Origin of the sequence: Streptomyces cinereoruber (assembly GCF_009299385.1) — a bacterium.
Classification (GTDB): domain Bacteria; phylum Actinomycetota; class Actinomycetes; order Streptomycetales; family Streptomycetaceae; genus Streptomyces; species Streptomyces bikiniensis.
The window spans coordinates 3,871,388-3,893,767 of record NZ_CP023693.1 but is presented as its reverse complement, the minus strand read 5'-3'; the positions used below and the strand labels follow the sequence as shown (position 1 = coordinate 3,893,767).

The 22,380-nt window shown below is 73.7% G+C and carries 22 protein-coding genes; 14 read left to right on the top strand and 8 right to left on the bottom strand.

What is annotated here, in order from left to right:
- Nucleotides 1-64: 64 nt before the first annotated feature.
- A complete protein-coding gene (locus CP977_RS17385; RefSeq protein ID WP_152371584.1) occupies nucleotides 65-1,843 on the top strand; it encodes a sensor histidine kinase in 1,779 nt (592 codons plus the stop codon).
- Between the two features lie 36 nt (nucleotides 1,844-1,879).
- Nucleotides 1,880-2,539, top strand: coding sequence for a response regulator transcription factor (locus CP977_RS17380; RefSeq protein WP_062753802.1), 660 nt, complete (start codon nucleotides 1,880-1,882; stop codon nucleotides 2,537-2,539).
- 151 nt (nucleotides 2,540-2,690) lie between these two features.
- On the opposite strand, the gene CP977_RS17375 is transcribed toward CP977_RS17380, so the two are convergent.
- Nucleotides 2,691-3,158, bottom strand: a complete 468-nt coding sequence (locus CP977_RS17375) for a MarR family winged helix-turn-helix transcriptional regulator (protein ID WP_062756982.1) — start codon at nucleotides 3,156-3,158, stop codon at nucleotides 2,691-2,693.
- Between the two features lie 103 nt (nucleotides 3,159-3,261).
- Here CP977_RS17375 and CP977_RS17370 point away from each other — a divergent pair, with 103 nt between their 5' ends.
- From CP977_RS17370 to CP977_RS17355, 4 genes are all read left to right on the top strand, one after another.
- On the top strand, nucleotides 3,262-4,317 hold the full coding sequence (locus CP977_RS17370) for an ABC-2 transporter permease (RefSeq protein ID WP_372460704.1): 1,056 nt from the start codon (nucleotides 3,262-3,264) through the stop codon (nucleotides 4,315-4,317).
- Between the two features lie 139 nt (nucleotides 4,318-4,456).
- Complete coding sequence (locus tag CP977_RS17365) at nucleotides 4,457-5,953, top strand: DUF2252 domain-containing protein (protein ID WP_152370435.1); 1,497 nt, start codon at nucleotides 4,457-4,459, stop codon at nucleotides 5,951-5,953.
- Nucleotides 5,954-6,021: 68 nt separating this feature from the next.
- Nucleotides 6,022-6,837: a hypothetical protein gene (locus tag CP977_RS17360; RefSeq protein ID WP_079131118.1), complete on the top strand. Its 816-nt coding sequence runs from the start codon at nucleotides 6,022-6,024 to the stop codon at nucleotides 6,835-6,837.
- Nucleotides 6,838-6,893: 56 nt separating this feature from the next.
- A complete protein-coding gene (locus CP977_RS17355) occupies nucleotides 6,894-7,238 on the top strand; it encodes a rhodanese-like domain-containing protein (RefSeq protein ID WP_062753810.1) in 345 nt (114 codons plus the stop codon).
- Between the two features lie 57 nt (nucleotides 7,239-7,295).
- Here the strand turns inward: CP977_RS17355 and CP977_RS17350 are convergent, their stop codons facing one another.
- The 5 genes from CP977_RS17350 to paaA are packed head-to-tail and all read right to left on the bottom strand — an operon-like array spanning nucleotide 7,296 to nucleotide 10,937.
- Nucleotides 7,296-8,384, bottom strand: a complete 1,089-nt coding sequence (locus CP977_RS17350; RefSeq protein WP_152370434.1) for a 2Fe-2S iron-sulfur cluster-binding protein — start codon at nucleotides 8,382-8,384, stop codon at nucleotides 7,296-7,298.
- Nucleotides 8,385-8,882, bottom strand: a complete 498-nt coding sequence (gene paaD / locus CP977_RS17345; protein WP_109186780.1) for a 1,2-phenylacetyl-CoA epoxidase subunit PaaD — start codon at nucleotides 8,880-8,882, stop codon at nucleotides 8,385-8,387.
- Nucleotides 8,876-9,622: a 1,2-phenylacetyl-CoA epoxidase subunit PaaC gene (gene paaC, locus CP977_RS17340; RefSeq protein WP_079131119.1), complete on the bottom strand. Its 747-nt coding sequence runs from the start codon at nucleotides 9,620-9,622 to the stop codon at nucleotides 8,876-8,878. The genes paaD and paaC overlap by 7 nt, the downstream gene beginning before the upstream one ends.
- A complete protein-coding gene (gene paaB / locus CP977_RS17335) occupies nucleotides 9,619-9,906 on the bottom strand; it encodes a 1,2-phenylacetyl-CoA epoxidase subunit PaaB (protein WP_062753816.1) in 288 nt (95 codons plus the stop codon). Before paaB ends, paaC begins: the two co-directional genes overlap by 4 nt.
- A complete protein-coding gene (gene paaA / locus CP977_RS17330) occupies nucleotides 9,903-10,937 on the bottom strand; it encodes a 1,2-phenylacetyl-CoA epoxidase subunit PaaA (RefSeq protein WP_152370433.1) in 1,035 nt (344 codons plus the stop codon). Before paaA ends, paaB begins: the two co-directional genes overlap by 4 nt.
- A gap of 112 nt (nucleotides 10,938-11,049) precedes the next feature.
- Between paaA and CP977_RS17325 the strand changes: the two genes are divergently transcribed.
- Genes CP977_RS17325 through CP977_RS17315 form a run of 3 tightly spaced genes read left to right on the top strand, consistent with a single transcriptional unit; the run spans nucleotide 11,050 to nucleotide 13,909 of the window.
- Complete coding sequence (locus CP977_RS17325; RefSeq protein ID WP_152370432.1) at nucleotides 11,050-11,895, top strand: DUF5819 family protein; 846 nt, start codon at nucleotides 11,050-11,052, stop codon at nucleotides 11,893-11,895.
- Nucleotides 11,892-13,217, top strand: coding sequence for an HTTM domain-containing protein (locus tag CP977_RS17320; protein ID WP_107276784.1), 1,326 nt, complete (start codon nucleotides 11,892-11,894; stop codon nucleotides 13,215-13,217). Before CP977_RS17325 ends, CP977_RS17320 begins: the two co-directional genes overlap by 4 nt.
- Nucleotides 13,214-13,909: a TrmH family RNA methyltransferase gene (locus CP977_RS17315; protein WP_152370431.1), complete on the top strand. Its 696-nt coding sequence runs from the start codon at nucleotides 13,214-13,216 to the stop codon at nucleotides 13,907-13,909. The genes CP977_RS17320 and CP977_RS17315 overlap by 4 nt, the downstream gene beginning before the upstream one ends.
- Before the next feature lie 71 nt (nucleotides 13,910-13,980).
- On the opposite strand, the gene paaN is transcribed toward CP977_RS17315, so the two are convergent.
- On the bottom strand, nucleotides 13,981-15,678 hold the full coding sequence (gene paaN, locus CP977_RS17310; protein ID WP_109186784.1) for a phenylacetic acid degradation protein PaaN: 1,698 nt from the start codon (nucleotides 15,676-15,678) through the stop codon (nucleotides 13,981-13,983).
- A gap of 124 nt (nucleotides 15,679-15,802) precedes the next feature.
- Here paaN and CP977_RS17305 point away from each other — a divergent pair, with 124 nt between their 5' ends.
- Together CP977_RS17305 and CP977_RS17300 are read left to right on the top strand one after the other, a co-directional pair.
- Nucleotides 15,803-17,446 carry a 3-hydroxyacyl-CoA dehydrogenase gene (locus CP977_RS17305; protein ID WP_152370430.1) on the top strand — a complete coding sequence of 548 codons (1,644 nt, stop codon included), beginning with the start codon at nucleotides 15,803-15,805 and terminating at the stop codon, nucleotides 17,444-17,446.
- Nucleotides 17,443-18,036, top strand: coding sequence for a TetR/AcrR family transcriptional regulator (locus CP977_RS17300; protein ID WP_062753828.1), 594 nt, complete (start codon nucleotides 17,443-17,445; stop codon nucleotides 18,034-18,036). Before CP977_RS17305 ends, CP977_RS17300 begins: the two co-directional genes overlap by 4 nt.
- 73 nt (nucleotides 18,037-18,109) lie before the next feature.
- Here the strand turns inward: CP977_RS17300 and CP977_RS17295 are convergent, their stop codons facing one another.
- Nucleotides 18,110-18,619: an Lrp/AsnC family transcriptional regulator gene (locus CP977_RS17295; RefSeq protein ID WP_152370429.1), complete on the bottom strand. Its 510-nt coding sequence runs from the start codon at nucleotides 18,617-18,619 to the stop codon at nucleotides 18,110-18,112.
- A 192-nt stretch (nucleotides 18,620-18,811) separates the two neighbouring features.
- Between CP977_RS17295 and pdhA the strand changes: the two genes are divergently transcribed.
- The 3 genes from pdhA to CP977_RS17280 are packed head-to-tail and all read left to right on the top strand — an operon-like array spanning nucleotide 18,812 to nucleotide 22,379.
- Nucleotides 18,812-19,969: a pyruvate dehydrogenase (acetyl-transferring) E1 component subunit alpha gene (pdhA, locus tag CP977_RS17290; protein WP_152371583.1), complete on the top strand. Its 1,158-nt coding sequence runs from the start codon at nucleotides 18,812-18,814 to the stop codon at nucleotides 19,967-19,969.
- Complete coding sequence (locus CP977_RS17285) at nucleotides 19,969-21,015, top strand: alpha-ketoacid dehydrogenase subunit beta (protein ID WP_152370428.1); 1,047 nt, start codon at nucleotides 19,969-19,971, stop codon at nucleotides 21,013-21,015. Before pdhA ends, CP977_RS17285 begins: the two co-directional genes overlap by 1 nt.
- Nucleotides 21,015-22,379 carry a dihydrolipoamide acetyltransferase family protein gene (locus CP977_RS17280; RefSeq protein WP_152370427.1) on the top strand — a complete coding sequence of 455 codons (1,365 nt, stop codon included), beginning with the start codon at nucleotides 21,015-21,017 and terminating at the stop codon, nucleotides 22,377-22,379. The genes CP977_RS17285 and CP977_RS17280 overlap by 1 nt, the downstream gene beginning before the upstream one ends.
- Nucleotide 22,380: the final 1 nt, after the last annotated feature.

Genomic DNA, 22,380 nt, shown 5'->3' with positions numbered 1-22,380 from the left:
GGGGCGAGACGAAAGAGGGAAGGCCGGCGGCGGGGCCGGTGCCTAGGGTGCGGGCGTGGACGCTATGTCGAAGTCGGGGGACCGGGGTTCGTACGGGATCGGGGCCGCACTCGCCGCCGGGTGGGCCCGGTTCGCGGTGCCCGGGCAGTGGTCGGGGCCCAGGACCACCGGTGAGGTGGCGCTCGCCGTGGTCGTGGGGCTGCTCGGCGCCGGGACCGAGGAGCTGCTGGGCGGCGAGGGGTGGCGGCCGGCGGGGGTGGCGGTCGCCGCCGCGGTCCTCTCGCTGCTGCGACGGCGGCTCCCCGCGAGCGTGCTGGTCCTGACGGCGGCGCTCTCGCCCTTCGTCGCCGGATTCGGGCCGCTGCTGATCGTGGCCGGCTGGTCGGCCGGCCGGTACGTCGCGAGCGCCGGGCGGGCGCTCGCCGCGTTCATCGCCGCCTTCGTCCTCGACGTCGGCGGGACGCTCCTGGACACCTGGGACCGGCAGCGGTTCTTCACCGTCGCCTTCATGGCGACCCTCTACTACTTGGGGACCACCCTGGCCCCCGGGCTCGCCCACCGCTACTGGACCCAGCGGCGGACCCTGCTGCACGCCCTCCAGGAGCGCAACGCCCAACTGCTGCGCGAGCGGAACATGGTGGCCTGGCAGGCGCGGCTGCGGGAGCGGCAGCGCATCGCCCAGGACATGCACGACAGCCTCGGACACCAACTGGCCCTGATCGCCGTGCACACGGGGGCCCTGGAGGTCGACCGGGAGCTGAGCGAGCGGCAGCGCGAGGCGGTCGGCGTCCTGCGGAACGCCTCGGTGACCGCGATGCACGAGCTGCGGGAGGTCGTCGGGATACTCCGCGACGGGGCCGGGGCGGCGGGCGGCCCCGCGGCGGCGCCCGCGCCCGCGGGGGACGAGACGGGGAGGGCGGCCCGGGGGACCGCCGGCATCGAGGGGCTCGTGGCGGCGGCCCGGGCGGCCGGCACCGAGGTCGGGCTGCGGCGGACGGGGAAGGAGCGGCCGCTCGCGCCGGCGGCCGACCACGCCGCGTACAGGATCGTGCAGGAGGCCCTGACCAACGCCTACAAGTACGCGCCGGGGGCGCCGATCGGCGTCGAACTGCGCTACGAGCCGGACGCCTTCGTGGTGGAGGTCGTCAACGAGGAGCCGGCGGGCGGGCCCGCCGAGGACATGGTGAGCGGCGGGCAGGGGCTGACCGGTCTCGCCGAGCGGGCCCGGCTGGTGGGCGGCATGTGCCACGCGGGCCCGGCCGACGGCGGTGGGTTCCGGGTGGCCGGGGTGCTGCCGTACGGGGCGGCGCCGGTCGCGGAGGAGGTGCCTTTGGTCGACGCGGCCGACGACTTCCGACAGCAGACCACGAAGCCGCTGGTGGGAGATGGTCGTCCGGTCGTGGTCGGACCGGCCGACTGGACTTTCACCGAGCGGGAGTTGGCGATGGCGGTGCGCGGGGGCAGGGGTACGGGGACGGGCAGGGGGGTCGCGCTGGGGTGCGGGATCGCGTTCGCGGCGTTCGTCCTGCTCCTGGTGGCGGGAGGCTTCGGCCTCTACTTCCTGGTCGGCTCGCTGGAGAAGGGGATGATCGAGCCCTCGGAGTACGAGGCGGTGAAGGTCGGGGCGACCGAGGAGGAGGTCAGGTCCCAGCTGCCCTCGGGGGACTCGATAGCCACGGTGGGCCTCCAGGATTCGGGGCCCGCGCGGCCGGAAGGGACCGAGTGCCTGGTGCTGCTGTCCTCGGAGACGAGCGAGAGCTGGGGCGAGGAGCCCGTTTTCCGGTTCTGCTTCAAGGACGGCAAGCTGATCGAGAAGAAGTCGTACATGGCCGAGCAGCGGTAGCGCGGCCGCTCGTACCGGAGCCGTGGGGGAGAAGCTGTGGCAGGGCAGCCCATCAGGGTCGTGATCGCCGACGACGAGCCGCTGATCAGGGCCGGGATCCGGATGATCCTCATCTCGGACCCGGACATCCAGGTCGTCGGGGAGGCGGCCGACGGGCGGGCGGCGGTCGAGGCGGCGCGGGCGCACGCCGCCGACGTGGTGCTGCTCGACATCCAGATGCCGGTCCTGGACGGTCTCTCGGCGCTGCCGGAGCTGCGGCGGGCGGCGCCCGGGGCCCGGGTCATCATCCTGACGACCTTCGGCGAGCGGGAGAACGTCCTGCGGGCGCTCGAACACGGCGGTGCCGGGTTCCTGCTCAAGGACACGGCGCCCGCGGAGCTGATCGGGGCGGTGCGGGCGGCCGCGGCCGGGGACGCGTATCTGTCGCCGGCGGCGACCCGGCACGTGGTGGAGCGGCTCGCCAAGGGCCGGGAGGCGGCCCGCGCCGAGGAGGCCCGGGGGCGGGTGGCGGCGCTGAGCGAGAAGGAGCGGGACGTCCTGGCGCTGCTCGGGGAAGGGCTGTCCAACGCGGACACGGGGAAGCGGCTGCACATGAGCGAGGGCACGGTGAAGACGTACGTGAGCCGGATCCTGGCCAAGCTGGACTGCGAGAACCGCGTCCAGGCGGCGCTGCTCGCGCGGGACGCGGGGCTGTAGTCGGTGGGGGCTTCCTGGTGGCGCCCCCTCGGTGGGAAGGATGTGGGGCCTCTCCGCGGGGCGCGGTGCGGGGCTTCCCGAGGGGGAGGGCGGGGGCGGGTCCGGGACCTGAGCCGGGGCGGCGCGGGGCCTGGGGGCGCGGGGCCCGGGGTCAGTTCGCGGGGTGGTCCGGGAGGCCGTTCGTGCCGGCGTCGTTGTAGCGCAGGAGGTACGCGGCGAAGCGGGCGAGGTCCTCGGCCGACCAGTCCTTGAGGCGCTCCTGGTAGGCCGCCTGGCGGTTCGTCCGGGCGGAGGCGAGGACCTTCGCGCCCGCCTCCGTGGCGTGCAGGACCTGTACGCGGTGGTCGTCGGGGGCCGGCCGGCGCTCCACGAAGCCGAGCTTCTCCAGGCCGGCGAGCTGGCGGCTGACCGTCGACTTGTCCAGCAGGTAGTGGGCCGCGAGGTCGGTGGCGCGGCAGCCGTGGCTCTCCTCGATGTGGGCGAGGAGCGTGTACGAGACGAGCGGGAGCTCGGGGTGGACCCGGGCCGCCGCGGCGCGGGCCCGGCGGGCGAAGGCCGTCAACTCGCGCTGGATGACGTCCAGGGACGCCTCGCGGGGTGGTCGCGCGCCGCCGGTCATGGGGGCTCCCTCGTCGTCGTGCGGGCGCTGTTCGCCCACCACGGACTTTCGGTTGTATAGTACAACGGTTCTTTAGTTGTAAAAGCCAACCATGGAGGTCTCGGTGTCCGCAGGACCGAACACCAGGGGAGCGTTGAAGCACGTCCTCGGGCATCTGCTCACCCCCCTGCTGATGTGTATCGGCATGGGGCTCGCCTACCTCGGCGCCTTCCACGCCCCCGAACCCCACGACCTGCGCGTCGACGTCGTCGGCTCGGGTCCCGCGACCCGGGTCCTCGCCCAGTCGCTCCAGGACAAGGGGGCGGGCGCCCTCGACGTGCGGACCGTCGCCGACCGGGAGACGGCCGTCACCGCGCTGCGCGAGCAGGGCAGCTTCGGCGCCTACGTGCCCGGCGAGAAGCCCGAACTCCTCGTCGCCTCCGGCTCGTCCGACACCAGCGCCATGGCGGTCGAGAAGGTGTTCACCGAGGTCGCCGCCGCGCAGGACGCCCCGCTGAAGGTCACCGACGTCGCCCCCACCGCCTCCGGCGACCCCACGGGACAGGGCGTCTTCTTCCTCCTGGTCGCCCTCAGCATCGGCGCGTACGCCTCGGTCGCCGTCATCGGCGGCGCCGGAGCCGTCCTGCCCATGCGGATCAGGGTCCTCCTCGCCGCCGGCATGTCGTTCGTCGTCAGCCTGGTCGGCACCCTCTTCGCCGGACCGGTCTTCCACCTGGTCGACCGGGGGCTCGGCGGGGTGTGGGCGATGTCCTGGCTGTACGCGGCGGGCATCCTGCTCGTCGGCGTCGGCCTGCACACCTTCCTGCGCCGCTGGACCACGCTCGGCGTGATGGTCCTCTTCGTCATGCTCAACTTCACCAGCTCCGGCGGCATCTACCGGCCCGAGCTACAGCCCGGCTTCTTCGGCGCCCTGCACGCCTTCTGGAACGGCGCGGGCTTCGTCGAGGGCGTGCGCGCCCATGTGTACTTCGGCGGCCACGACCTCGGCGGGAACGTCATCGTCCTCGCCCTCTGGCTCCTCGCCGGCGCCGCCCTCGTCGCCGTCGCGGGCCTCACGGAGAAGCGGCGTGCGAAGGCGGTCGCCGGGCCTTCTGTGGAAGGGGCCGGGGAGGAGAAGGCCGAGGCCGAGGAGGAGATGGAGGAGGCCGTCGCGGTCTGAGAACCGCCCGGCCCCGCGTCCGGGACGCGTTCGGAGGAGTTGTCCACAGGTGCTTGTCCACAGGGGGAGACGACCGCTCCGCGACGGATGTACGGTCGGGCCGAACGAGGACGGACATCGCATCGGGGGAGGGCGTCCCATGGACGTGATCACGGCTGTCGTGCCGGAACAGCGCGGTACCGACGGAGTTCGGGACGCTGATGGAGGGCGGGACGCGGGCGGAGTTCGGGAGGCGGAGCGCATCCCGTACGTGCCGGGGTTCGCGCGCCGGGTCGCCCCCGGGTCCGGCGCCTCCCTCAAGGAGCGGGGCAAGGCGCTGCGCGAGCGGGTGCCCCGCTCCTCGCACGCCCGGCAGGACCCCGTCGCCGACCGCCCGGACGCCGTCCGCGCCGTCGAGGAGTCGAACTTCGGCCGGGTCCCCGAGCTCACGCCGATACGGGTCGGCAGGATGGCGGCGAGCCCCTTCGCCTTCCTGCGCGGGTCCGCCGGACTGATGGCCCAGGACCTCGCCGGGACCCCCGTCACCGGGATCGCCGCGCAGATCTGCGGCGACGCGCACGCCGCCAACTTCGGCCTCTACGGGGACGCCCGCGGCCGGCTCGTCATGGACCTCAACGACTTCGACGAGACCGTCGTCGGCCCCTGGGAGTGGGACCTCAAGCGGCTCGCCACCTCCCTCGTCCTCGCCGGGCGGGAGGTCGGCGCGGACGAGGAGACCTGCCGGGCCGCCGCCTTCGACGCCGTCGGCGCCTACCGGCGCACCATGCGCCTGCTCGCCCGGCTCCCCGCCGCCGACGCCTGGAACGCGATCGCCGACGAGGAGCTGGTCTCCCACGCCGACGCCCACGACCTCCTCGGCATCCTGGAGAAGGTCTCCGCCAAGGCCCGCAACAACACCAGCGCCCGTTTCGCCGCCCGGTCGACCGAGGCCGTGACGGATGCCGGGGGCGGCGGCCGCAGGTTCGTCGACGCTCCCCCGGTGCTGCGGAGGGTCCCGGACGCCGAGGCGGCCCTGGTCGCCGCCTCCCTCGGCTCGTACCTGGAGACCGTGTCCGAGGACCGGCTGCCGCTCCTCGCGCGGTACGCCGTCCACGACGTGGCCTTCCGGGTGGTCGGCACCGGCAGCGTCGGCACCCGCTCCTACGTCGTGCTGCTCCTCGACCACCGGGGCGAGCCGCTGGTGCTCCAGGTCAAGGAGGCCCGGCCCTCGGCCCTGCTCCCCCACCTGCCGGCCGCGGGCTTCGCGGTGGAGGACGCGGGCCACGAGGGGCGGCGCGTGGTGCTCGGCCAGAAGCGGATGCAGGTGGTCAGCGACATCCTGCTCGGCTGGACGGACGTCGAGGGGCGGCCGTTCCAGGTGCGCCAGTTCCGCAACCGCAAGGGCAGCGTCGACCCCGCCGCGCTCACCGCCGACCAGGTCGACGACTACGGGCGCATGACCGGCGCCCTGCTGGCCCGCGCCCACGCCCACAGCGCCGACCCGCGCCTGATATCCGGCTACTGCGGAAAGAACGAGGAGCTGGACGAGGCCGTCGCCTCCTACGCCGTCGCGTACGCGGACCGCACCACGGCCGACCACGCCGACCTGCTCTCCGCCGTCCGCTCCGGACGGGTGGCGGCCGAGCTCGGCGTCTGACTCCGCGCGGGGCCGGGCCCTTGGCCCCTTACGCTGGGAGGGTGACGAGCCGGAGCGAGGACAGCGACGTGGACCAGGGCCTGGAGCAGGGCGCGGACACCGGGGGCGACGAGCGGCCCGAGGCGCGGCTCGCGCGTGCCGTGCGGGCGGCCGAACAGGCCCTGATCGAGTTCGAGATCGCCGTCGAGACCTTCCGGGTCGAGGTGGAGAACTTCTCCCGGCTGCACCACCAGCGGCTCGGCCCGATGTACGCCCGGCTGGACGAGCTGGAGGCGCAGATCGCCGAGGCCCGGGCGGCGCGCACCGGCGACCCGGAGGACCTGCGGCGGGCCCATGAGGCGCGGGCTGCGGTCATGCCGATGCCCGGGGTGGAGGAGCTGTTCCACGACTGGCTCGACACCGACGGCCTCTCCCCCGAGGCGGCCGCCATGCTCACCGAGCGGCCGGTCCAGCCGCCGAAGCGGGTCCGGCCCGGTGAGGAGGCCCGCAGGCTCTACCGCGAGCTGGCCCGCAAGGCCCACCCCGACCTGGCCCGCGAGGAGGACGAACGGAAGCGGCGCGAGGAGTTCATCACCCGGGTGAACGCCGCCTACGCCCGGGGCGACGAGGGCCTGCTGCGCGAGCTGTCCGCCGAGTGGGAGGCCGGACCGGCGCCGGCCGAGGAGCGGCCCGACGAGAGCGAGGAGCTGTACGCGCGCCTGGAGTGGCTGGCGGAGCGCAAGGACATGCTGTCGGCGCTGGCGCGCGAGCTGGAGGAGAGCGCGATCGGCGCGATGCTGCGGATGGCGCCGGACGACCCGGACCGGCTCCTGGAGGAGATCGCCGAGCAGCTGCTCGCGCAGGTCTCCGAGCGGGAGAACGAGCTGTCCGGTCTGGTGCAGTAGGTTTTTCCGTGCGCCCGAGCCCCTTCGGGCGGTTCTGACGAGAGAAGGCCGGTCCCATGAATGTCTCCCCGCTGCCCTCGGTGGACGCGGCTTCCGTGCCGGCCGATGCCCTGGTGCTGGACGTCAGGGAGGAGAACGAGTGGGCCGCAGGGCACGTCGAGGGCGCGGTGCACGTGCCGATGAGCGACTTCGTGGCCCGCTTCGGCGAGGTCACGGAGTCCCTGGCCGAGCACGGCCGCGCCTATGTGATGTGCCGCGTGGGCGGCCGGTCGGCGCAGGTCACGCAGTACCTGGTCCAGCAGGGCTTCGACGCGGTGAACATCGACGGCGGGATGCTCGCCTGGGACGGCGCCGGACGCCCGATGGTGACGGAGAACGGCGCCGAGGCGTTCGTCCTCTGACCCCCGGCCCCGCCCCGTGCCGTCCCCCGGCCCCGGCCTGAGCCGGGACCGGGCTCGTCAGCGGTCGAAGTCCAGCTCCACGTCGGCGGTGGTGGGGCGGGACTGGCAGGCCAGGACGTAACCGGCCTCCGTCTCGTCCGGCTCCAGGGCGAAGTTGCGGTCCATCCGCACCTCTCCGCCGACCACGAAGGCCCGGCAGGTGCCGCACACCCCGCCCTTGCAGGCGTACGGGGCGTCCGCGCGGGCCCGGAGCACGGTGTCCAGGAGCGTCTCGCCCCGCTCCACCGGCCAGGTCCCGGACCGGCCGTGCAGGGTCGCGGTCAGGGTGGCGTGCGCGGGGGCGTCGGCCGCCGGGGCCGCCGCGGGCGCGGAGCCGCCGTCGACGTGGAAGATCTCCTGGTGGATCCGGCCCCGGTCGACGCCCAGGTCGCGCAGCGCCCGCTCGGCGCCCTGCACCAGACCGAACGGGCCGCACAGGAACCAGCCGTCCACCTCGCCGACCGGCAGCAGCGCGGGAAGCAGCCCCGCGAGCCGCTCGCGGTCGAGCCGGCCCGACGGCAGACCCGCCTGCTGCTCCTCCCGGGAGAGCACGGTGACCAGCTGGAAGCGGCCGGGGTAGCGGTCCTTCAGGTCGGCCACCTCGTCCAGGAACATCGTGGACGCGGCGGTGCGGTCGCTCCGGACCAGGCAGAACCGGGCCTCCGGCTCGCGGGCGAGCAGGGTGGCCGCCATCGAGAGCACCGGGGTGATGCCGCTGCCGCCGACCACGGCCGCGAAGTACCCGGGGCGCGGGGCGAGCGTGAAGCGGCCCGTCGGCTCCATGACCTCGACCAGGTCGCCGACGGCCAGCTCCTTGAGCGCGTACGTCGAGAACGCGCCGCCGTCCACGAGCCGGATGCCGACGCGCAGGACGGGCGGCTCGCCGGCCGGGGCGGCGGGGGCGCAGATCGAGTACGTGCGCCGGACCTCCTCGCCCCGCTCGCCGGTGCGCCGCAGCGCGAGGTGCTGGCCGGGCAGGTGCCGGTAGGCCTCGCGCAGCTCGGGCGGGACCGCGAAGGTGACGGCCACGGAGTCGTCCGTGAGCCGCTCGACCTCGCTCACCCTGAGTGGATGGAACCCGGCCCGTCCCGCGCCTGAGGACACCATCTACAGCTCCTTGAAGTGGTCGAACGGTTCGCGGCAGGCGGTGCAGCGGCGCAGGGCCTTGCACGCGGTGGAGGAGAAGCGGCTCAGGAGCTCGGTGTCGGTGGAGCCGCAGTGCGGGCAGCGGATCGCGAGCGTCAACGGCACCGGGCCGCCCGCCGGGCCCTGGGGGCGCGGCGGGGCGATGCCGAACTCGGTGAGCTTGCGCCGCCCCTCCTCGCTGATGTCGTCGGTGGACCACGCCGGGGTGAGGACCGTGACGACGGAGACCTCCGGGACCCCGTGGTCGTGGAGGGCGCGCTCGATGTCGGAGGACATGGCCTCGATCGCCGGGCAGCCCGTGTACGTCGGGGTGAGGGTGACCTCGACCCGGCCGGGGCCGGTGACGTGGACGCCCCGCATCACGCCCAGCTCCTCCAGGGTGAGGACGGGCAGCTCGGGGTCGGGGACGGAGCCGGCGATCCGGCTCAGCTCCTCCTCCAGGGCCGTCATGGTCACCACGACGCCCCCGGGTGGCTGCGGTGCAGGTGCTGCATCTCGGCCAGCATCCGCCCGAAGGGTTCGGTGTGCAGGCCCTGGCGGCCCGCGCCCGCGCTCCAGGCGCCGGTGCGCGGCCCGGAGGGCACGGTGAGCGTGGCCCTGCCGAGGACGTCCGTCACCGACTCCAGCCAGGCGCCCTCCAGGGCCGCGTGGTCCACGTCGAGCCCCTCGACCGGCTGGAACAGCTCGCCGGTGTACCGCCACAGGGCCTCGCAGGCCCGGCTCATCCGCTCGTGGCTCTCGGGGGTGCCGTCGCCGAGCCGCAGCGTCCACTGCTCGGCGTGGTCCCGGTGGTAGGCGACCTCCTTGACGGCCTTCGCCGCGAGCCCGGCGAAGGGCCCGTCGCCGGAGGCCAGCCGCGCGTACAGCAGGTGCTGGTAGGTGGAGAAGTACAGCTGCCGGGCGATGGTGTGGGCGAAGTCGCCGTTCGGCTGCTCGACGAGCTGGACGTTCCGGAAGGAGCGCTCCTCCCGGAGGTAGGCCAGTTCGTCCTCGTCGCCGACGAGGGAGAGCAGGACGCGGGCCTGGCCGAGCAGGTCCAGCGCGATGTTGGCCAGGGCGACCTCCTCCTCCAGGACGGGGGCGGAACCGGCCCACTCCCCCAGGCGGTGGGAGAGGACCAGGGCGTCGTCGCCGAGGGCGAGGGCCGCGCCCACGGGCACGGCGGCGGTGGCGCTCCCGGAGGTGTCGGGGGTGCTCACAGGTGCTTCACCCCCTCCGGGATCTCGTAGAAGGTCGGGTGGCGGTAGGCCTTGTCGGCCGCCGGGTCGAAGAAGGGGTCCTTCTCGTCGGGCGAGGAGGCGGTGATCGCCGCGGAGGGCACCACCCAGATCGAGACGCCCTCGCTCCTGCGGGTGTACAGGTCGCGGGCGTTGCGCAGGGCCATCTCCGCGTCGGGCGCGTGGAGACTGCCCGCGTGGGTGTGGGACAGTCCGCGGCGCGAGCGCACGAACACCTCCCACAGCGGCCAACCGTCGCTCGTCATGCCTGTGCCTTCCCGTTGTTCCCGCCGGTGTGCTTCTTCGCGTGGGCCGCCGCCGCTTGCCTGACCCAGGCGCCGTCCTCGTGGGCCTGGCGCCGCCTGCTCAGCCGCTGGTCGTTGCAGGGGCCGTTCCCCTTGAGGACGTCCCAGAACTCGGTCCAGTCGATCGGCCCGAAGTCGTAGTGCCCGCGCTCCTCGTTCCACCGGAGGTCCGGGTCGGGGAGGGTGAGGCCGAGCGCGTCGGCCTGCGGCGCGGCGATGTCGACGAAGCGCTGCCGCAGCTCGTCGTTGGAGTGGCGCTTGATCTTCCAGGCCATCGCCTGGGCCGTGTGGGTCGACTCGTCGTCCGGCGGGCCGAACATCATCAGCGAGGGCCACCACCAGCGGTTCACCGCGTCCTGCGCCATGGCGTGCTGGGCCTCGGTGCCGTTCGACAGGGCGAGCAGCGCCTCGTACCCCTGGCGCTGGTGGAAGGACTCCTCCTTGCAGACCCGGATCATCGCGCGGGCGTACGGGCCGTAGGAGCAGCGGCACAGGGGGACCTGGTTGGTGATCGCGGCGCCGTCCACCAGCCAGCCGATCGCGCCGACGTCGGCCCAGGTCAGCGTGGGGTAGTTGAAGATCGAGGAGTACTTCTGGCGGCCGGAGTGGAGCTTGTCGAGCAGCTCGTCGCGGCTGGTGCCGAGGGTCTCCGCCGCGCTGTACAGGTACAGCCCGTGGCCCGCCTCGTCCTGCACCTTGGCCATCAGGATCGCCTTGCGGCGCAGCGAGGGCGCGCGGGTGATCCAGTTCGCCTCGGGCTGCATGCCGATGATCTCGGAGTGGGCGTGCTGCGCGATCTGCCGGACGAGCGAGGCGCGGTAGGCCTCGGGCATCCAGTCGCGCGGCTCGATGCGCTCGTCGGCGGCGACGGCGGCGTCGAACACGGCCTCGTGGGCGGCCGCCTCCACCGCGGCCGCGTCCGCCGAGCCGACCGTGCCCGCGCCGCCCGCCGTACCCGCGCTCCCTGCCGTTCCTGCCGTCACCGCAGTCATCAGATCCCCTACCGACCGATCGTTCGGTTCATTGGCTTCAATGGTGAGACGGCGGCCCGTATGGTGTCAACCCTGTGGATAACCGAGGTGGGCCGATCGGGATCGGGGCGGGATGGACGCGTACGTCGAAAAGGACGCGGTCGAGGCGGGGGACGACCGGCGGAGACCCCTGGAGGGACCACCGCCCGCGCCCTCGGAACCCGCACCCCCGAAGCCCGCCGGCACGACCAGTACGAACGGCACGACCGGAGCGTCCGGTACGGGCGGCGGGATCATGGCCCTCTCCCTGCCGTACCAGGTCGTCGTCGCCGTCGCGCTCGCCGTCACCGGCGTGTTCGCCTGCGTCCACCTCGCGATGGTCTTCCTGCACGTGGCGCCGTCCAACACGCTGACCAAGCAGAACGGCCAGGCCGTCGACGACTGGATCTACCCCGAGTTCGAGCAGAACTGGAAGCTCTTCGCGCCCAACCCGCTCCAGCAGAACGTCTCCATAGAGGTCCGCGCCGAGCTCGCCACCGCCGACGGCGGCCGCCGGACCACCGGCTGGATCGACCTCACGGCCCAGGACACCGGGGCCATCCGCCACAACCCGATTCCGAGCCACACCCAGCAGAACCAGCTCCGCAGGGCCGTGGACTTCTACTTCAACTCGCACAACGACGAGCACCGCCCCAACGGACTGCGCGGCCGCCTCTCGGAGCAGTACATGCGCCGGATCGCGGTGCAGCGGCTCGACGCCCTGCCCTCCCTCGCCGACTCCGACGTCCGGCGCATCCAGCTCCGCGCCGTCACCCGGCCCGTCCCCGCGCCGTGGTGGGGCACCGAGAAGTCGAAGTCCTCCCCCTCCTACCGCGACTTCCCGTGGTGGCGGATCACCGACGCCGACCGGTCCCCCGACGCCGGCGCGGACCCGAACCGCACGGACACGGCCCAGAACCGTACGGAGGAGGCCCGATGAGCGCCCCGGTCCCGACCCCGCCCCCGGCGCCCGTGTCCGCGTCCACGCGCGCGCGTGCCCGCGAGCCCTTCGACCGCCGGCTCGCCCGCGCCGTCCAGACCGTCACCGGCCGCTCCCTCGGCCCGTACCAGAGCGCGATCGTACGGATCGGCTTCTCGCTGACCTGGCTGCTCTTCCTGCTGCGCGAGCTGCCGCACCGGCACCGGCTGTACGGCTCCGAGAGCCCCTGGTCGTGGGGGATGGCCGAGCGGCTGATCGCCGACAACCGGGCCTTCACCGCGCTCCTGTGGTCGGACGGACGGATCTGGTTCGAGGTCGTCTACGGGCTCGCGGTGCTCTCCGCCGCCCTGCTCCTGGTGGGCTGGCGCACCCGGGCCGTCTCCGTGGTCTTCATGGCCGGGGTGCTGTCGCTGCAGAACCGCGCCGTCTTCGTGGGCGACGGCGGCGACAACGTCCTCCACCTCGCCGCGATCTACCTCGTCCTGGTCCGCTGCTCGCAGGTGTGGTCCCTCGACGCCCGGCGGGCGGCCCGTGAGGACCGCGCCGCCCGCGCCGGGGAGCCCCCGCGCCGCGACCTCACCGGCCCGCTGCTGTGGGTCGTGCTCGGCGGCTTCCTCGTGGCCGCCACCTGGTTCTCCGACGTCAGCGGCGAGTGGTGGATCCCGGTGCTGCTGTGGGTGCTCTGGCTGGGGAACGCGCTGTGGTGGCTGGTGTGCCGGTACGCCCCGGGGGAGCCCCGCACCCTGCTCGACGCCCTCGCCAACCTCGCGCACAACGGCGCCCTGCTCGTGCTCATGGCGGAGGTCTGCCTGATCTACGCCACGGCCGGCTGGTACAAGGTCCAGGGTTCGCGCTGGCAGGACGGCACCGCGCTGTTCTACCCGCTCCACCTCGACTACTTCACGCCCTGGCCCGCCCTCTCCGAGCTGCTCGCCTCCAGCGGGATCATGGTGATGGTGGTGACCTACGGCACGGTGATCGTGCAGGTCGCCTTCCCCTTCACGCTCTTCAACCGCAAGGTCAAGAACGTCCTGCTCGTCGCGATGATGCTGGAGCACGCCGGGATCGCCGTGCTCCTCGGCCTGCCGGTCTTCTCGCTGGCGATGATCTCGGCCGACGCGGTGTTCCTGCCGACGGTGTTCCTGGTGGCCCTGGGCGCGCGGGTGTCCCGGATCCGGGACCGGCTGCTGCGACGGGCGCCGGAGAAGGCACTGCCCGAGCAGCGCCGTGCGAACGGGGAAAGCCGTGCGGGCGAGCAGGACCCCGTGGACGAGCAGCGCCCTGCGGGCGGCGAGCAGGCCCCCCGTACCCTCGTCGGGTGAGCAGCACCGAAGAGAGGCCCGGGACCGGGCAGGAGACCGCCGGGGCCGAGCAGGAGCCCGTCCAGTACGACGAGGGGTTCGGCCCCGAGGTCGGCGTCGGGCCGCACCCGGAGCCGTGGCCCGAGGGCGAGCGGTACGACCCCGAGCTGCTCGCCGGCGGCGACCGGCGCAACGTCGTCGACCGCTACCGGTACTGGACGCGCGAGGCGGTCGTCGCCGACCTGGACACCCGACGCCACGACTTCCACGTGGCGGTGGAGAACTGGGGCCACGACTTCAACATCGGCTCGGTGGTGCGGACCGCCAACGCCTTCCTGGCCAAGGAGGTCCACATCGTGGGTCGGCGGCGCTGGAACCGGCGCGGCGCCATGGTCACCGACCGCTACCAGCACGTCCGCCACCACCCGGACACCGAGTCGCTGACCTCGTGGGCGGCGGCCGAGGGCCTGCCCGTCATCGGCATCGACAACCTGCCCGGCGCCGTACCCCTCGAGCGGACCGTGCTCCCCCGCCGCTGCGTGCTGCTCTTCGGGCAGGAGGGCCCCGGGCTCACCGAGGAGGCCCGCGCCCACGTGGAGATGGTCTGCTCGATCGCCCAGTTCGGCTCCACCCGGTCGATCAACGCGGGGGCGGCGGCCGCCATCGCCATGCACGCGTGGATCCAGCGGTACGCGGAGATCGAGACCCCCTAGGGCGTGTCCGGCGGATCATGGCCGGGGCCCCGGACGGCGGGACCCGGTGGGTCCCGCCGCATCGTGGCAGGTCAGGCCTGGCGGCGGACCTCCACCACCCGGAAGCGGTTGGAGACGAAGGCGCCGTCGCACAGGGCGGCGTTCGCCGCCGGGTTCCCGCCGGAGCCGTGGAAGTCGGAGAACGCGGCCGTCTGGTTCACGTACACCCCGCCCGTCAGGTTCAGCGACAGCTGGGCCGCCTCCTCCAGGCAGACCTCCTCCACCGCGCGCTCGACCTCCTCCGAGGTCGTGTACGCGCCGACCGTCATCGCGCCCTTCTCGCGGACCGTGCGCCGCAGCAGCTCCAGGGCGTCGGCGGTGGAGTCCACCGCGACGGCGAAGGAGACCGGGCCGAAGCACTCCGAGAAGTACGCGTCCTGGGCCTCCGGCTTGGATCCGTCCAGCTTCACGATCACCGGGGTGCGGACCACGGCGTCGGGGAAGTCCGGGTTGACCACCTCGCGGGAGGCCAGCGCCACCTCGCCGAGGTCGGCGGCGGCCTCCAGGCGCGCCTTCACGTCCGGGTTGACCAGGGCGCCCAGCAGGCCGTTGGCCCGGGCGTCGTCGCCGAGCAGGCCGTCGACCGCCGCCGCGAGGTCGGCCGTGACCTCGTCGTACGACTTGGGGCCCTGGTCGGTGGCGATGCCGTCGCGGGGGATCAGCAGGTTCTGCGGGGTGGTGCACATCTGGCCGCTGTAGAGGGACAGCGAGAAGGCCAGGTTGCCGAGCATGCCCTTGTAGTCGTCGGTGGAGTCCACCACGACCGTGTTGACCCCGGCTTTTTCGGTGTAGACCTGGGCCTGGCGGGCGTTGGCCTCCAGCCAGTCGCCGAAGGCGGTCGAGCCGGTGTAGTCGATGATCCGGACCTCGGGGCGCACGGCCAGGGTCTTGGCGATGCCCTCGCCGGGACGCTCGACGGCGAGCGCCACCAGGTTGGGGTCGAAGCCCGTCTCGGCGAGGACCTCGCGGGCGACCCGGACGGTGAGCGCCAGCGGCAGGACCGCGCGCGGGTGGGGCTTGACCAGGACCGCGTTGCCGGTGGCGAGGGAGGCGAACAGGCCCGGGTAGCCGTTCCAGGTGGGGAAGGTGTTGCAGCCGATCACCAGGGCGACGCCCCGGCCGACCGGGGTGAACTCCTTGCTCAGCTCCAGCGGGTCCCGCTTGCCCTGGGGCTTGGACCAGCCGGCCCGCCCGGCGGGCGTGCGGGTCTGCTCCGCGTACGCGTACGCCACGGCCTCCAGGCCGCGGTCCTGGGCGTGCGGGCCGCCGGCCTGGAACGCCATCATGAACGCCTGGCCGCTGGTGTGCATGACGGCGTGGGCGAACTCGTGGGTGCGGGCGGAGATCCGGGCGAGGATCTCCAGGCAGACCAGGGCGCGCGTCTCGGCCCCGGCGTCGCGCCAGGCGCCCATGCCCGCGCGCATGGCGGGCAGCAGGACGTCCAGGTCCGCGTGCGGGTACTCGACGCCGAGCTCCGGGCCGTACGGCGAGACCTCGCCGCCGGTCCAGCCGTCCGTGCCGGGCTGGTCGAGCTCGAAGCGGCCGTTCAGCAGGGACTGGTACGCGGCCAGGCCGGCCGCCGCGTCGAGCGAGCCGTCCGCCCCGTACGCCTTCGGGTGCTCGGGGTGCGGCGACCAGTAGGCGCGGGTGCGGATGGTGTCGAGCGCCTGGTCGAGCGTGGACCGGTGCTTCTCGGCCAGACGGTCGGTGGTCGGCTGAGCGGTGGCCATGGGTGGACCAACTCCTCGTCGAGCTGGGCAGGGAGACACGTACGGAGTTAGAGTAACCGAACGATCGGTCGGGACAAGGGGGTCCGCCGATCCTGTGGAAAACCCATCGGGGAGGATCACTCCCATGAGTGCCGACGTGACCGTCAGGGGGAGCGACGACGTGACCGCCAACGAGGCCGCCGCCGTGCAGCAGGAACGCGTTGAAGCCGTGGAGACGGGCCGGGTCGAGGTCGTGGAGCCGGACCCGGCCGGAGCCGCGGAGCCCGTCGGGCGGGACCGCGTCGTCGCCGTCGTCGGTACCGGGACCATGGGGCAGGGCATCGCCCAGGTCGCCCTGGTCGCCGGCCACCCCGTGCGCCTCTACGACAGCGCCCCCGGCCGGGCCGGGGAGGCCGTGGCCGCCCTCACCGCCCGCCTCGACCGGCTCGTGGAGAAGGGCCGCCTGGACGCGGGCGCGCGCGAGGCGGCCGTCGGACGGCTGCACGCGGCCGGGGAGCTAGCCGAGCTCGCGGACGCGGCCCTCGTCATCGAGGCGATCGTCGAGGACCTGACGGTCAAGCGGCGGCTCTTCGCCGACCTGGAGGAGGTCGTCGCCGGCGACGCCGTCCTCGCCACCAACACCTCGTCGCTCTCCGTCACCGCCATCGCCGGTGGCCTGAGGCTGCCCGGCCGGTTCGTCGGCCTGCACTTCTTCAACCCGGCGCCGCTGCTCCCGCTGGTCGAGGTCGTCAGCGGCTTCGCCACCGACCCGGACGTCGCCACGCGCGCGTACGAGACGGTGAAGGGCTGGGGCAAGACGCCGGTGCGCTGCGCGGACACCCCCGGCTTCATCGTGAACCGGGTCGCGCGCCCCTTCTACGCCGAGGCGCTGCGCGTCTACGAGGAGGGCGGGGCCGACCCGGCCACCATCGACGCGGCCCTGCGCGAGAGCGGCGGCTTCCGCATGGGCCCGTTCGAGCTGACCGACCTCATCGGCCAGGACGTGAACGAGGCCGTCACCCGCTCCGTCTGGGACTCCTTCCACCAGGACCCCAAGTTCACCCCGTCGCTCGCGCAGCGCCGGCTGGTCGAGTCCGGGCGCCTCGGCCGCAAGACGGGCCACGGCTGGTTCCCGTACGCGGAGGGCGCCGAGCGGCCCGAACCGCACACGGCCCCGCCGGCGAAGGCGCCGGAGAGGATCACCGTCCGGGGCGACCTGGAGCCCGCCGAGCCGCTGGTGGGGCTCTTCGAGGAGGCCGGGATCAAGGTCCGGCGCAAGGCCGGCGACGGGTACATCCAGCTGCCCGGCGGCGCTCAGCTCAGCCTGGCCGACGGCGAGACCTCCTTCGAGTACCCCGACGAGGAGATCATCTACTTCGACCTCGCGCTGGACTACGCGCGCGCGTCCCGAATCGTGCTGTCGACCGGCGAGCACACCTCGCCCGAGTCCCTCGCCGAGGCCGTCGGCCTCTTCCAGGCCCTCGGCAAGCAGGTGTCCGTCATCGGGGACGTGCCCGGCATGATCGTCGCCCGTACGGTCGCGATGCTGGCCGACCTCGCGGCCGACGCGGTCGACCGGGGGGTCGCCACCGCCGAGGACGTCGACACGGCGATGCGGCTCGGCGTGAACTATCCGCTGGGGCCGCTGGAGTGGGCCGGGAAGGTGGGCCACGTGCGCGTACGGGGCCTGCTCCTGTCGCTGCACGAGCGCTACCCGACGGGGCGGTACGCGCCGTGCCTGGGCACGGTCCGCCGGAGCTGCGCCGAGGAAGGACGGGAATCGCGATGACCACGGCGAAGCGCGACACGTACACCCCCGAGACGCTGCTCTCGGTCGCGGTGCGGGTCTTCAACGAGCGCGGTTACGACGGCACGTCCATGGAGCACCTGTCCAAGGCGGCGGGCATCTCCAAGTCCTCGATCTACCACCACGTGTCCGGCAAGGAGGAGCTGCTCCGGCGGGCGGTCAGCCGGGCGCTCGACGGCCTGTTCGCGGTCCTCGACGAGCCGGGGGCCGGGCAGGGCAGGGCCGTCGAGCGGGTCGAGTACGTCACGCGCCGCACCGTCGAGGTGCTGATCGAGGAGCTGCCGTACGTGACGCTGCTCCTGCGGGTGCGCGGCAACACGGCCACCGAGCGGTGGGCGATGGAGCGGCGCCGCGAGTTCGACCACCGGGTGGCCGACCTCCTGAAGGCGGCCGTCGCCGAGGGCGACCTGCGGGCCGACGTGGACATCCGGCTCGCGACCCGGCTGCTCTTCGGCATGATCAACTCGCTGGTGGAGTGGTACCGGCCGCACCCGGACACGGCGGCGGAGCGGCAGCGGATCGCCGGGACCGTGGTCCACCTGGCCTTCGACGGGCTGCGGACGGCCGGCTGACGTCCTCGGCGGGCCCGGCCCGGACCCGGCGGCCCGGATTCTCAGTGGCCTGGATCCTCAGCGGCCCGGATTCTCAGTGGTCCGGGTCGAGGTCCGTCTCCTCGAAGACCAGCAGGGTCCGGGTCGAGAGCACCTCCGGGATCGACTGGAGCTTGGTGAGCACCAGCTCGCGCAGGGTCCGGTTGTCCGGGGTGTGCACCAGGAGCAGCACGTCGAAATCGCCGCTGACCAGCGCGATGTGCGCGGCCCCCGGCAGGGCCTGGAGCTGTTCGCGCACGGTCCGCCAGGAGTTCTGGACGATCTTGAGCGTGATGTAGGCGGAGGCGCCGTGGCCGGCCCGCTCGTGGTTCACGCGGGCGCTGAAGCCCCGGATGACCCCGTCGTCGATGAGCCGGTTGATCCGCGCGTAGGCGTTGGCCCGGGAGACGTGCACCCGTTCGGCCACGGAGCGGATCGAGGCCCGGCCGTCCGTTTGGAGTATGCGCAGGATGTCCCGGTCGATCGCGTCCAGCGGGCGCGCGGGCGGGCCCGGCAGCGCCGCCGCGGGGGCCGGGGAAACGACCTGCTCCCATTCGTCGGCCATTTGTTCATCCGCCATGTGCCCCCGCCTCTCTCCGGTGGACGACCTGTTCTTATCCCAGGCTGTGGAGAACCGTTTGTCCACAGGCTGGAGGTGCCTGTAGCCAAAATGCCTCCACGACCGAACAATCGGTAGGTGAGGCGCACCACACTCGCGCCGCCCGCCTTCGGGCTTCATGCCCGCTCCCACGAGGAGGTGGACTCGTTGCAACAGCGCAGTTCGACAGTCCAAGAGCCGCCCGGCGCCGCCCCCGCCCGCCGGACCACCCCGCCGACGTGGCAGCCGCGCACCGACCCCGCGCCGCTGCTGCCGGACGCCGAGCCGCTGCGCGTGCTCGGCACGGACGCCGTCGCCGACGCCGACCCCGCGCTGCTGCTGCGGCTCTACGCGGAGCTGGTCCGCGGCCGCCGGTACAACACCCAGGCCACCGCCCTCACCAAGCAGGGCCGGCTCGCCGTGTACCCGTCCACCACCGGCCAGGAGGCGTGCGAGATCGCCGCCGCGGCCGTCCTGGAGGACCGGGACTGGCTCTTCCCCTCGTACCGCGACACCCTGGCGGCCGTGGCCCGCGGCCTCGACCCCGTCCAGGCCCTGACCCTGCTGCGCGGCGACTGGCACACCGGCTACGACCCGCACGAGCACCGGATCGCCCCGCTCTGCACCCCCCTGGCCACCCAGCTCCCGCACGCGGTGGGCCTCGCCCACGCCGCCCGCCTCAAGGGCGACGACGTCGTCGCCCTCGCCATGGTCGGCGACGGCGGCACCAGCGAGGGCGACTTCCACGAGGCCCTGAACTTCGCGGCCGTCTGGCAGGCCCCCGTGGTCTTCCTCGTCCAGAACAACGGCTTCGCGATCTCCGTGCCGCTCGCCAAGCAGACCGCCGCCCCCTCCCTCGCCCACAAGGGCGTCGGATACGGCGTCCCGGGCCGGCTGGTCGACGGCAACGACGTGGTCGCCGTCCACCAGGTGCTCACCGAGGCCGTGGCCCGCGCGCGGCGCGGCGGCGGACCGACCCTGGTCGAGGCCGTCACCTACCGGATCGACGCCCACACCAACGCCGACGACGCCACCCGCTACCGGGAGGCCGCCGAGGTCGAGACCTGGCGGGCGCACGACCCCGTCCTGATCCTCGAACGGGAACTGACCGAGCGCGGCCTGCTGGACGAGGACGGCCGGCGCGCCGCGGCCGAGGCCGCCGAGACGATGGCCGCGGAGCTGCGCGAGCGGATGAACGCCGACCCGGTGCTCGACCCGATGGACCTGTTCTCCCACGTGTACGCGGAGCAGACCACGCAGCTGCGCGAACAGGCGGCGCAGTTGCGCGCCGAGCTCGAAGCCGAGGGTGAGGCGTGATGACGACCGCGACGACCGGACCCAAGGCGTCCGGGGCCGGCGGGAAGGCCGGGAAGGCCAAGCCCGCCACGATGGCGCAGGCGCTCCAGCGCGCCATGCGCGACGCCATGGCCGAGGACCCGACCGTCCACGTGATGGGCGAGGACGTCGGCACCCTCGGCGGGGTCTTCCGGGTCACCGACGGACTCGCGAAGGAGTTCGGCGAGGACCGCTGCACGGACACCCCGCTGGCCGAGGCCGGCATCCTCGGCGCGGCCGTCGGCATGGCCATGTACGGCCTGAGGCCGGTCGTGGAGATGCAGTTCGACGCCTTCGCCTACCCCGCGTTCGAGCAGCTGATCTCCCACGTGGCCCGCATGCGCAACCGCACGCGCGGCACGATGCCGATGCCGATCGTCATCCGGGTGCCGTACGGCGGCGGGATCGGCGGCGTCGAGCACCACAGCGACTCCTCCGAGGCCTACTACACGGCCACCCCGGGCCTGCACGTCGTCACCCCGGCCACCGTCGAGAACGCCTACGGCCTGCTGCGCGCGGCCATCGCCTCCGACGACCCGGTGGTCTTCCTGGAGCCCAAGCGGCTCTACTGGTCCAAGTCCGACTGGTCCCCCGAGGCGCCCGCGTCCGTCGAGCCCATCGGGAAGGCCGTCGTGCGGCGCCGGGGCACCGGCGCCACCCTCATCACCTACGGCCCCTCGGTGCCGGTCTGCCTGGAGGCCGCCGAGGCCGCGCAGGCGGAGGGCTGGGACCTCGAAGTGGTCGACCTGCGCTCGCTGGTGCCGTTCGACGACGAGACCGTCTGCGCCTCGGTGCGGCGCACCGGACGCGCGGTCGTGGTCCACGAGTCGACCGGCTTCGGCGGCCCCGGCGCGGAGATCGCCGCCCGGGTGACCGAGCGCTGCTTCCACCACCTGGAGGCGCCGGTGCTGCGGGTCGCGGGCTTCGACATCCCGTACCCGCCGCCGATGCTGGAGCGGCACCACCTGCCCGGCGTGGACCGGGTCCTGGACGCAGTGGCCCGGCTCCAGTGGGAGGCGGGCAACTGATGGCCCAGGTCCTCGAATTCAAGCTCCCCGACCTCGGCGAAGGGCTCACCGAGGCCGAGATCGTGCGCTGGCTGGTCGCCGTCGGCGACGTCGTCGCCGTCGACCAGCCGGTCGTCGAGGTCGAGACGGCCAAGGCCATGGTCGAGGTGCCCTGCCCGTACGGCGGCGTCGTCACCGCCCGGTACGGCGAGGAGGGCACCGAACTGCCCGTCGGCGCACCGCTCCTGACGGTCGCCGTGGGCGGCACGGGGGGGCCGGGGCCCGCCCCTGCCGTGGAGCAGGGTGCCGGGGCGGCCGCCGAGCCGACCGGGACCGCCGCCTCCGCCGAGTCCGCTGTCTCGTCCGAGTACTCCGGCAACGTCCTCGTCGGGTACGGCACCGCCGGGCCCGCCGCCCGGCGTCGCCGGGTGCGGCAGACGGCCCCGGCCGCCACCCCCGCACCGGTCGCGGCCCCCGCCCCCGCGCCTGCTCCCACCCGACAGGGACCCGTGCCCGTCATCTCCCCGCTCGTGCGGAAGCTGGCCAGGGACGGGGGGCTCGACCTGCGGCGGGTGCGCGGGTCCGGGCCCGAGGGGCTGATCCTGCGCGCCGACGTGGAACTGGCCCTCGCGACCGCCCGGGACCACCGGGAGCCCGCGCCGGCGCCCGTCGCTCCCGCCCCCTCCGTCGCCCCCGCGGGCGAGCGGGTCCCGCTGCGCGGAGTGCGCGGCGCGGTGGCGGACAAGCTGTCCCGCAGCCGTACGGAGATCCCCGACGCGACCTGCTGGGTCGACGCCGACGCGACCGAGCTGATGGCCGCGCGGGCGGCGATGAACGCGGCGGGCGGGCCGAAGATCTCACTGCTCGCGCTCCTCGCCCGGATCTGCGTCCACGCCCTGGCCCGCTTCCCCGAGCTCAACTCCACGGTCGACACCGCCGCCCGGGAGATCGTCCGGCTGCCGGACGTGCACCTCGGGTTCGCCGCCCAGACCCCGCGCGGCCTGGTCGTCCCCGTGGTCAAGGACGCGGGGAGGCGGACGGCCGAGTCGCTGACGGAGGAGTTCGGGCGCCTGACCGAGGCCGCCCGGCAGTCCGCGCTCACCCCGGCCGACCTGACGGGAGGCACGTTCACCCTCAACAACTACGGGGTGTTCGGGGTCGACGGCTCCACGCCGATCATCAACCACCCCGAGGCCGCCATGCTCGGCGTCGGCCGGATCATCCCCAAACCCTGGGTGCACCGGGGCGAACTGGCCGCCCGTCAGGTGGTGCAGCTCTCGCTCACCTTCGACCACCGCGTCTGCGACGGCGGCACGGCGGGCGGCTTCCTGCGGTACGTGGCGGACTGCGTCGAACAACCGGCGGTCCTGCTCCGCACGGTCTGAC

Bases quoted from the DNA above. Each gene is read 5' to 3' on its own strand.
- paaN (WP_109186784.1), bottom strand. From the start codon at position 15,678: ATGGCCACCGCTCAGCCGACCACCGACCGTCTGGCCGAGAAGCACCGG.
- CP977_RS17285 (WP_152370428.1), top strand. From the start codon at position 19,969: ATGACGACCGCGACGACCGGACCCAAGGCGTCCGGGGCCGGCGGGAAG.
- CP977_RS17295 (WP_152370429.1), bottom strand. From the start codon at position 18,619: ATGGCCGACGAATGGGAGCAGGTCGTTTCCCCGGCCCCCGCGGCGGCG.
- CP977_RS17280 (WP_152370427.1), top strand. From the start codon at position 21,015: ATGGCCCAGGTCCTCGAATTCAAGCTCCCCGACCTCGGCGAAGGGCTC.
- CP977_RS17385 (WP_152371584.1), top strand. From the start codon at position 65: ATGTCGAAGTCGGGGGACCGGGGTTCGTACGGGATCGGGGCCGCACTC.
- paaB (WP_062753816.1), bottom strand. From the start codon at position 9,906: ATGACGAGCGACGGTTGGCCGCTGTGGGAGGTGTTCGTGCGCTCGCGC.
- CP977_RS17305 (WP_152370430.1), top strand. From the start codon at position 15,803: ATGAGTGCCGACGTGACCGTCAGGGGGAGCGACGACGTGACCGCCAAC.
- CP977_RS17355 (WP_062753810.1), top strand. From the start codon at position 6,894: ATGAATGTCTCCCCGCTGCCCTCGGTGGACGCGGCTTCCGTGCCGGCC.
- paaA (WP_152370433.1), bottom strand. From the start codon at position 10,937: ATGACTGCGGTGACGGCAGGAACGGCAGGGAGCGCGGGTACGGCGGGC.
- CP977_RS17350 (WP_152370434.1), bottom strand. From the start codon at position 8,384: ATGGTGTCCTCAGGCGCGGGACGGGCCGGGTTCCATCCACTCAGGGTG.
- CP977_RS17375 (WP_062756982.1), bottom strand. From the start codon at position 3,158: ATGACCGGCGGCGCGCGACCACCCCGCGAGGCGTCCCTGGACGTCATC.
- CP977_RS17325 (WP_152370432.1), top strand. From the start codon at position 11,050: ATGGACGCGTACGTCGAAAAGGACGCGGTCGAGGCGGGGGACGACCGG.
- CP977_RS17365 (WP_152370435.1), top strand. From the start codon at position 4,457: ATGGACGTGATCACGGCTGTCGTGCCGGAACAGCGCGGTACCGACGGA.
- CP977_RS17320 (WP_107276784.1), top strand. From the start codon at position 11,892: ATGAGCGCCCCGGTCCCGACCCCGCCCCCGGCGCCCGTGTCCGCGTCC.
- CP977_RS17300 (WP_062753828.1), top strand. From the start codon at position 17,443: ATGACCACGGCGAAGCGCGACACGTACACCCCCGAGACGCTGCTCTCG.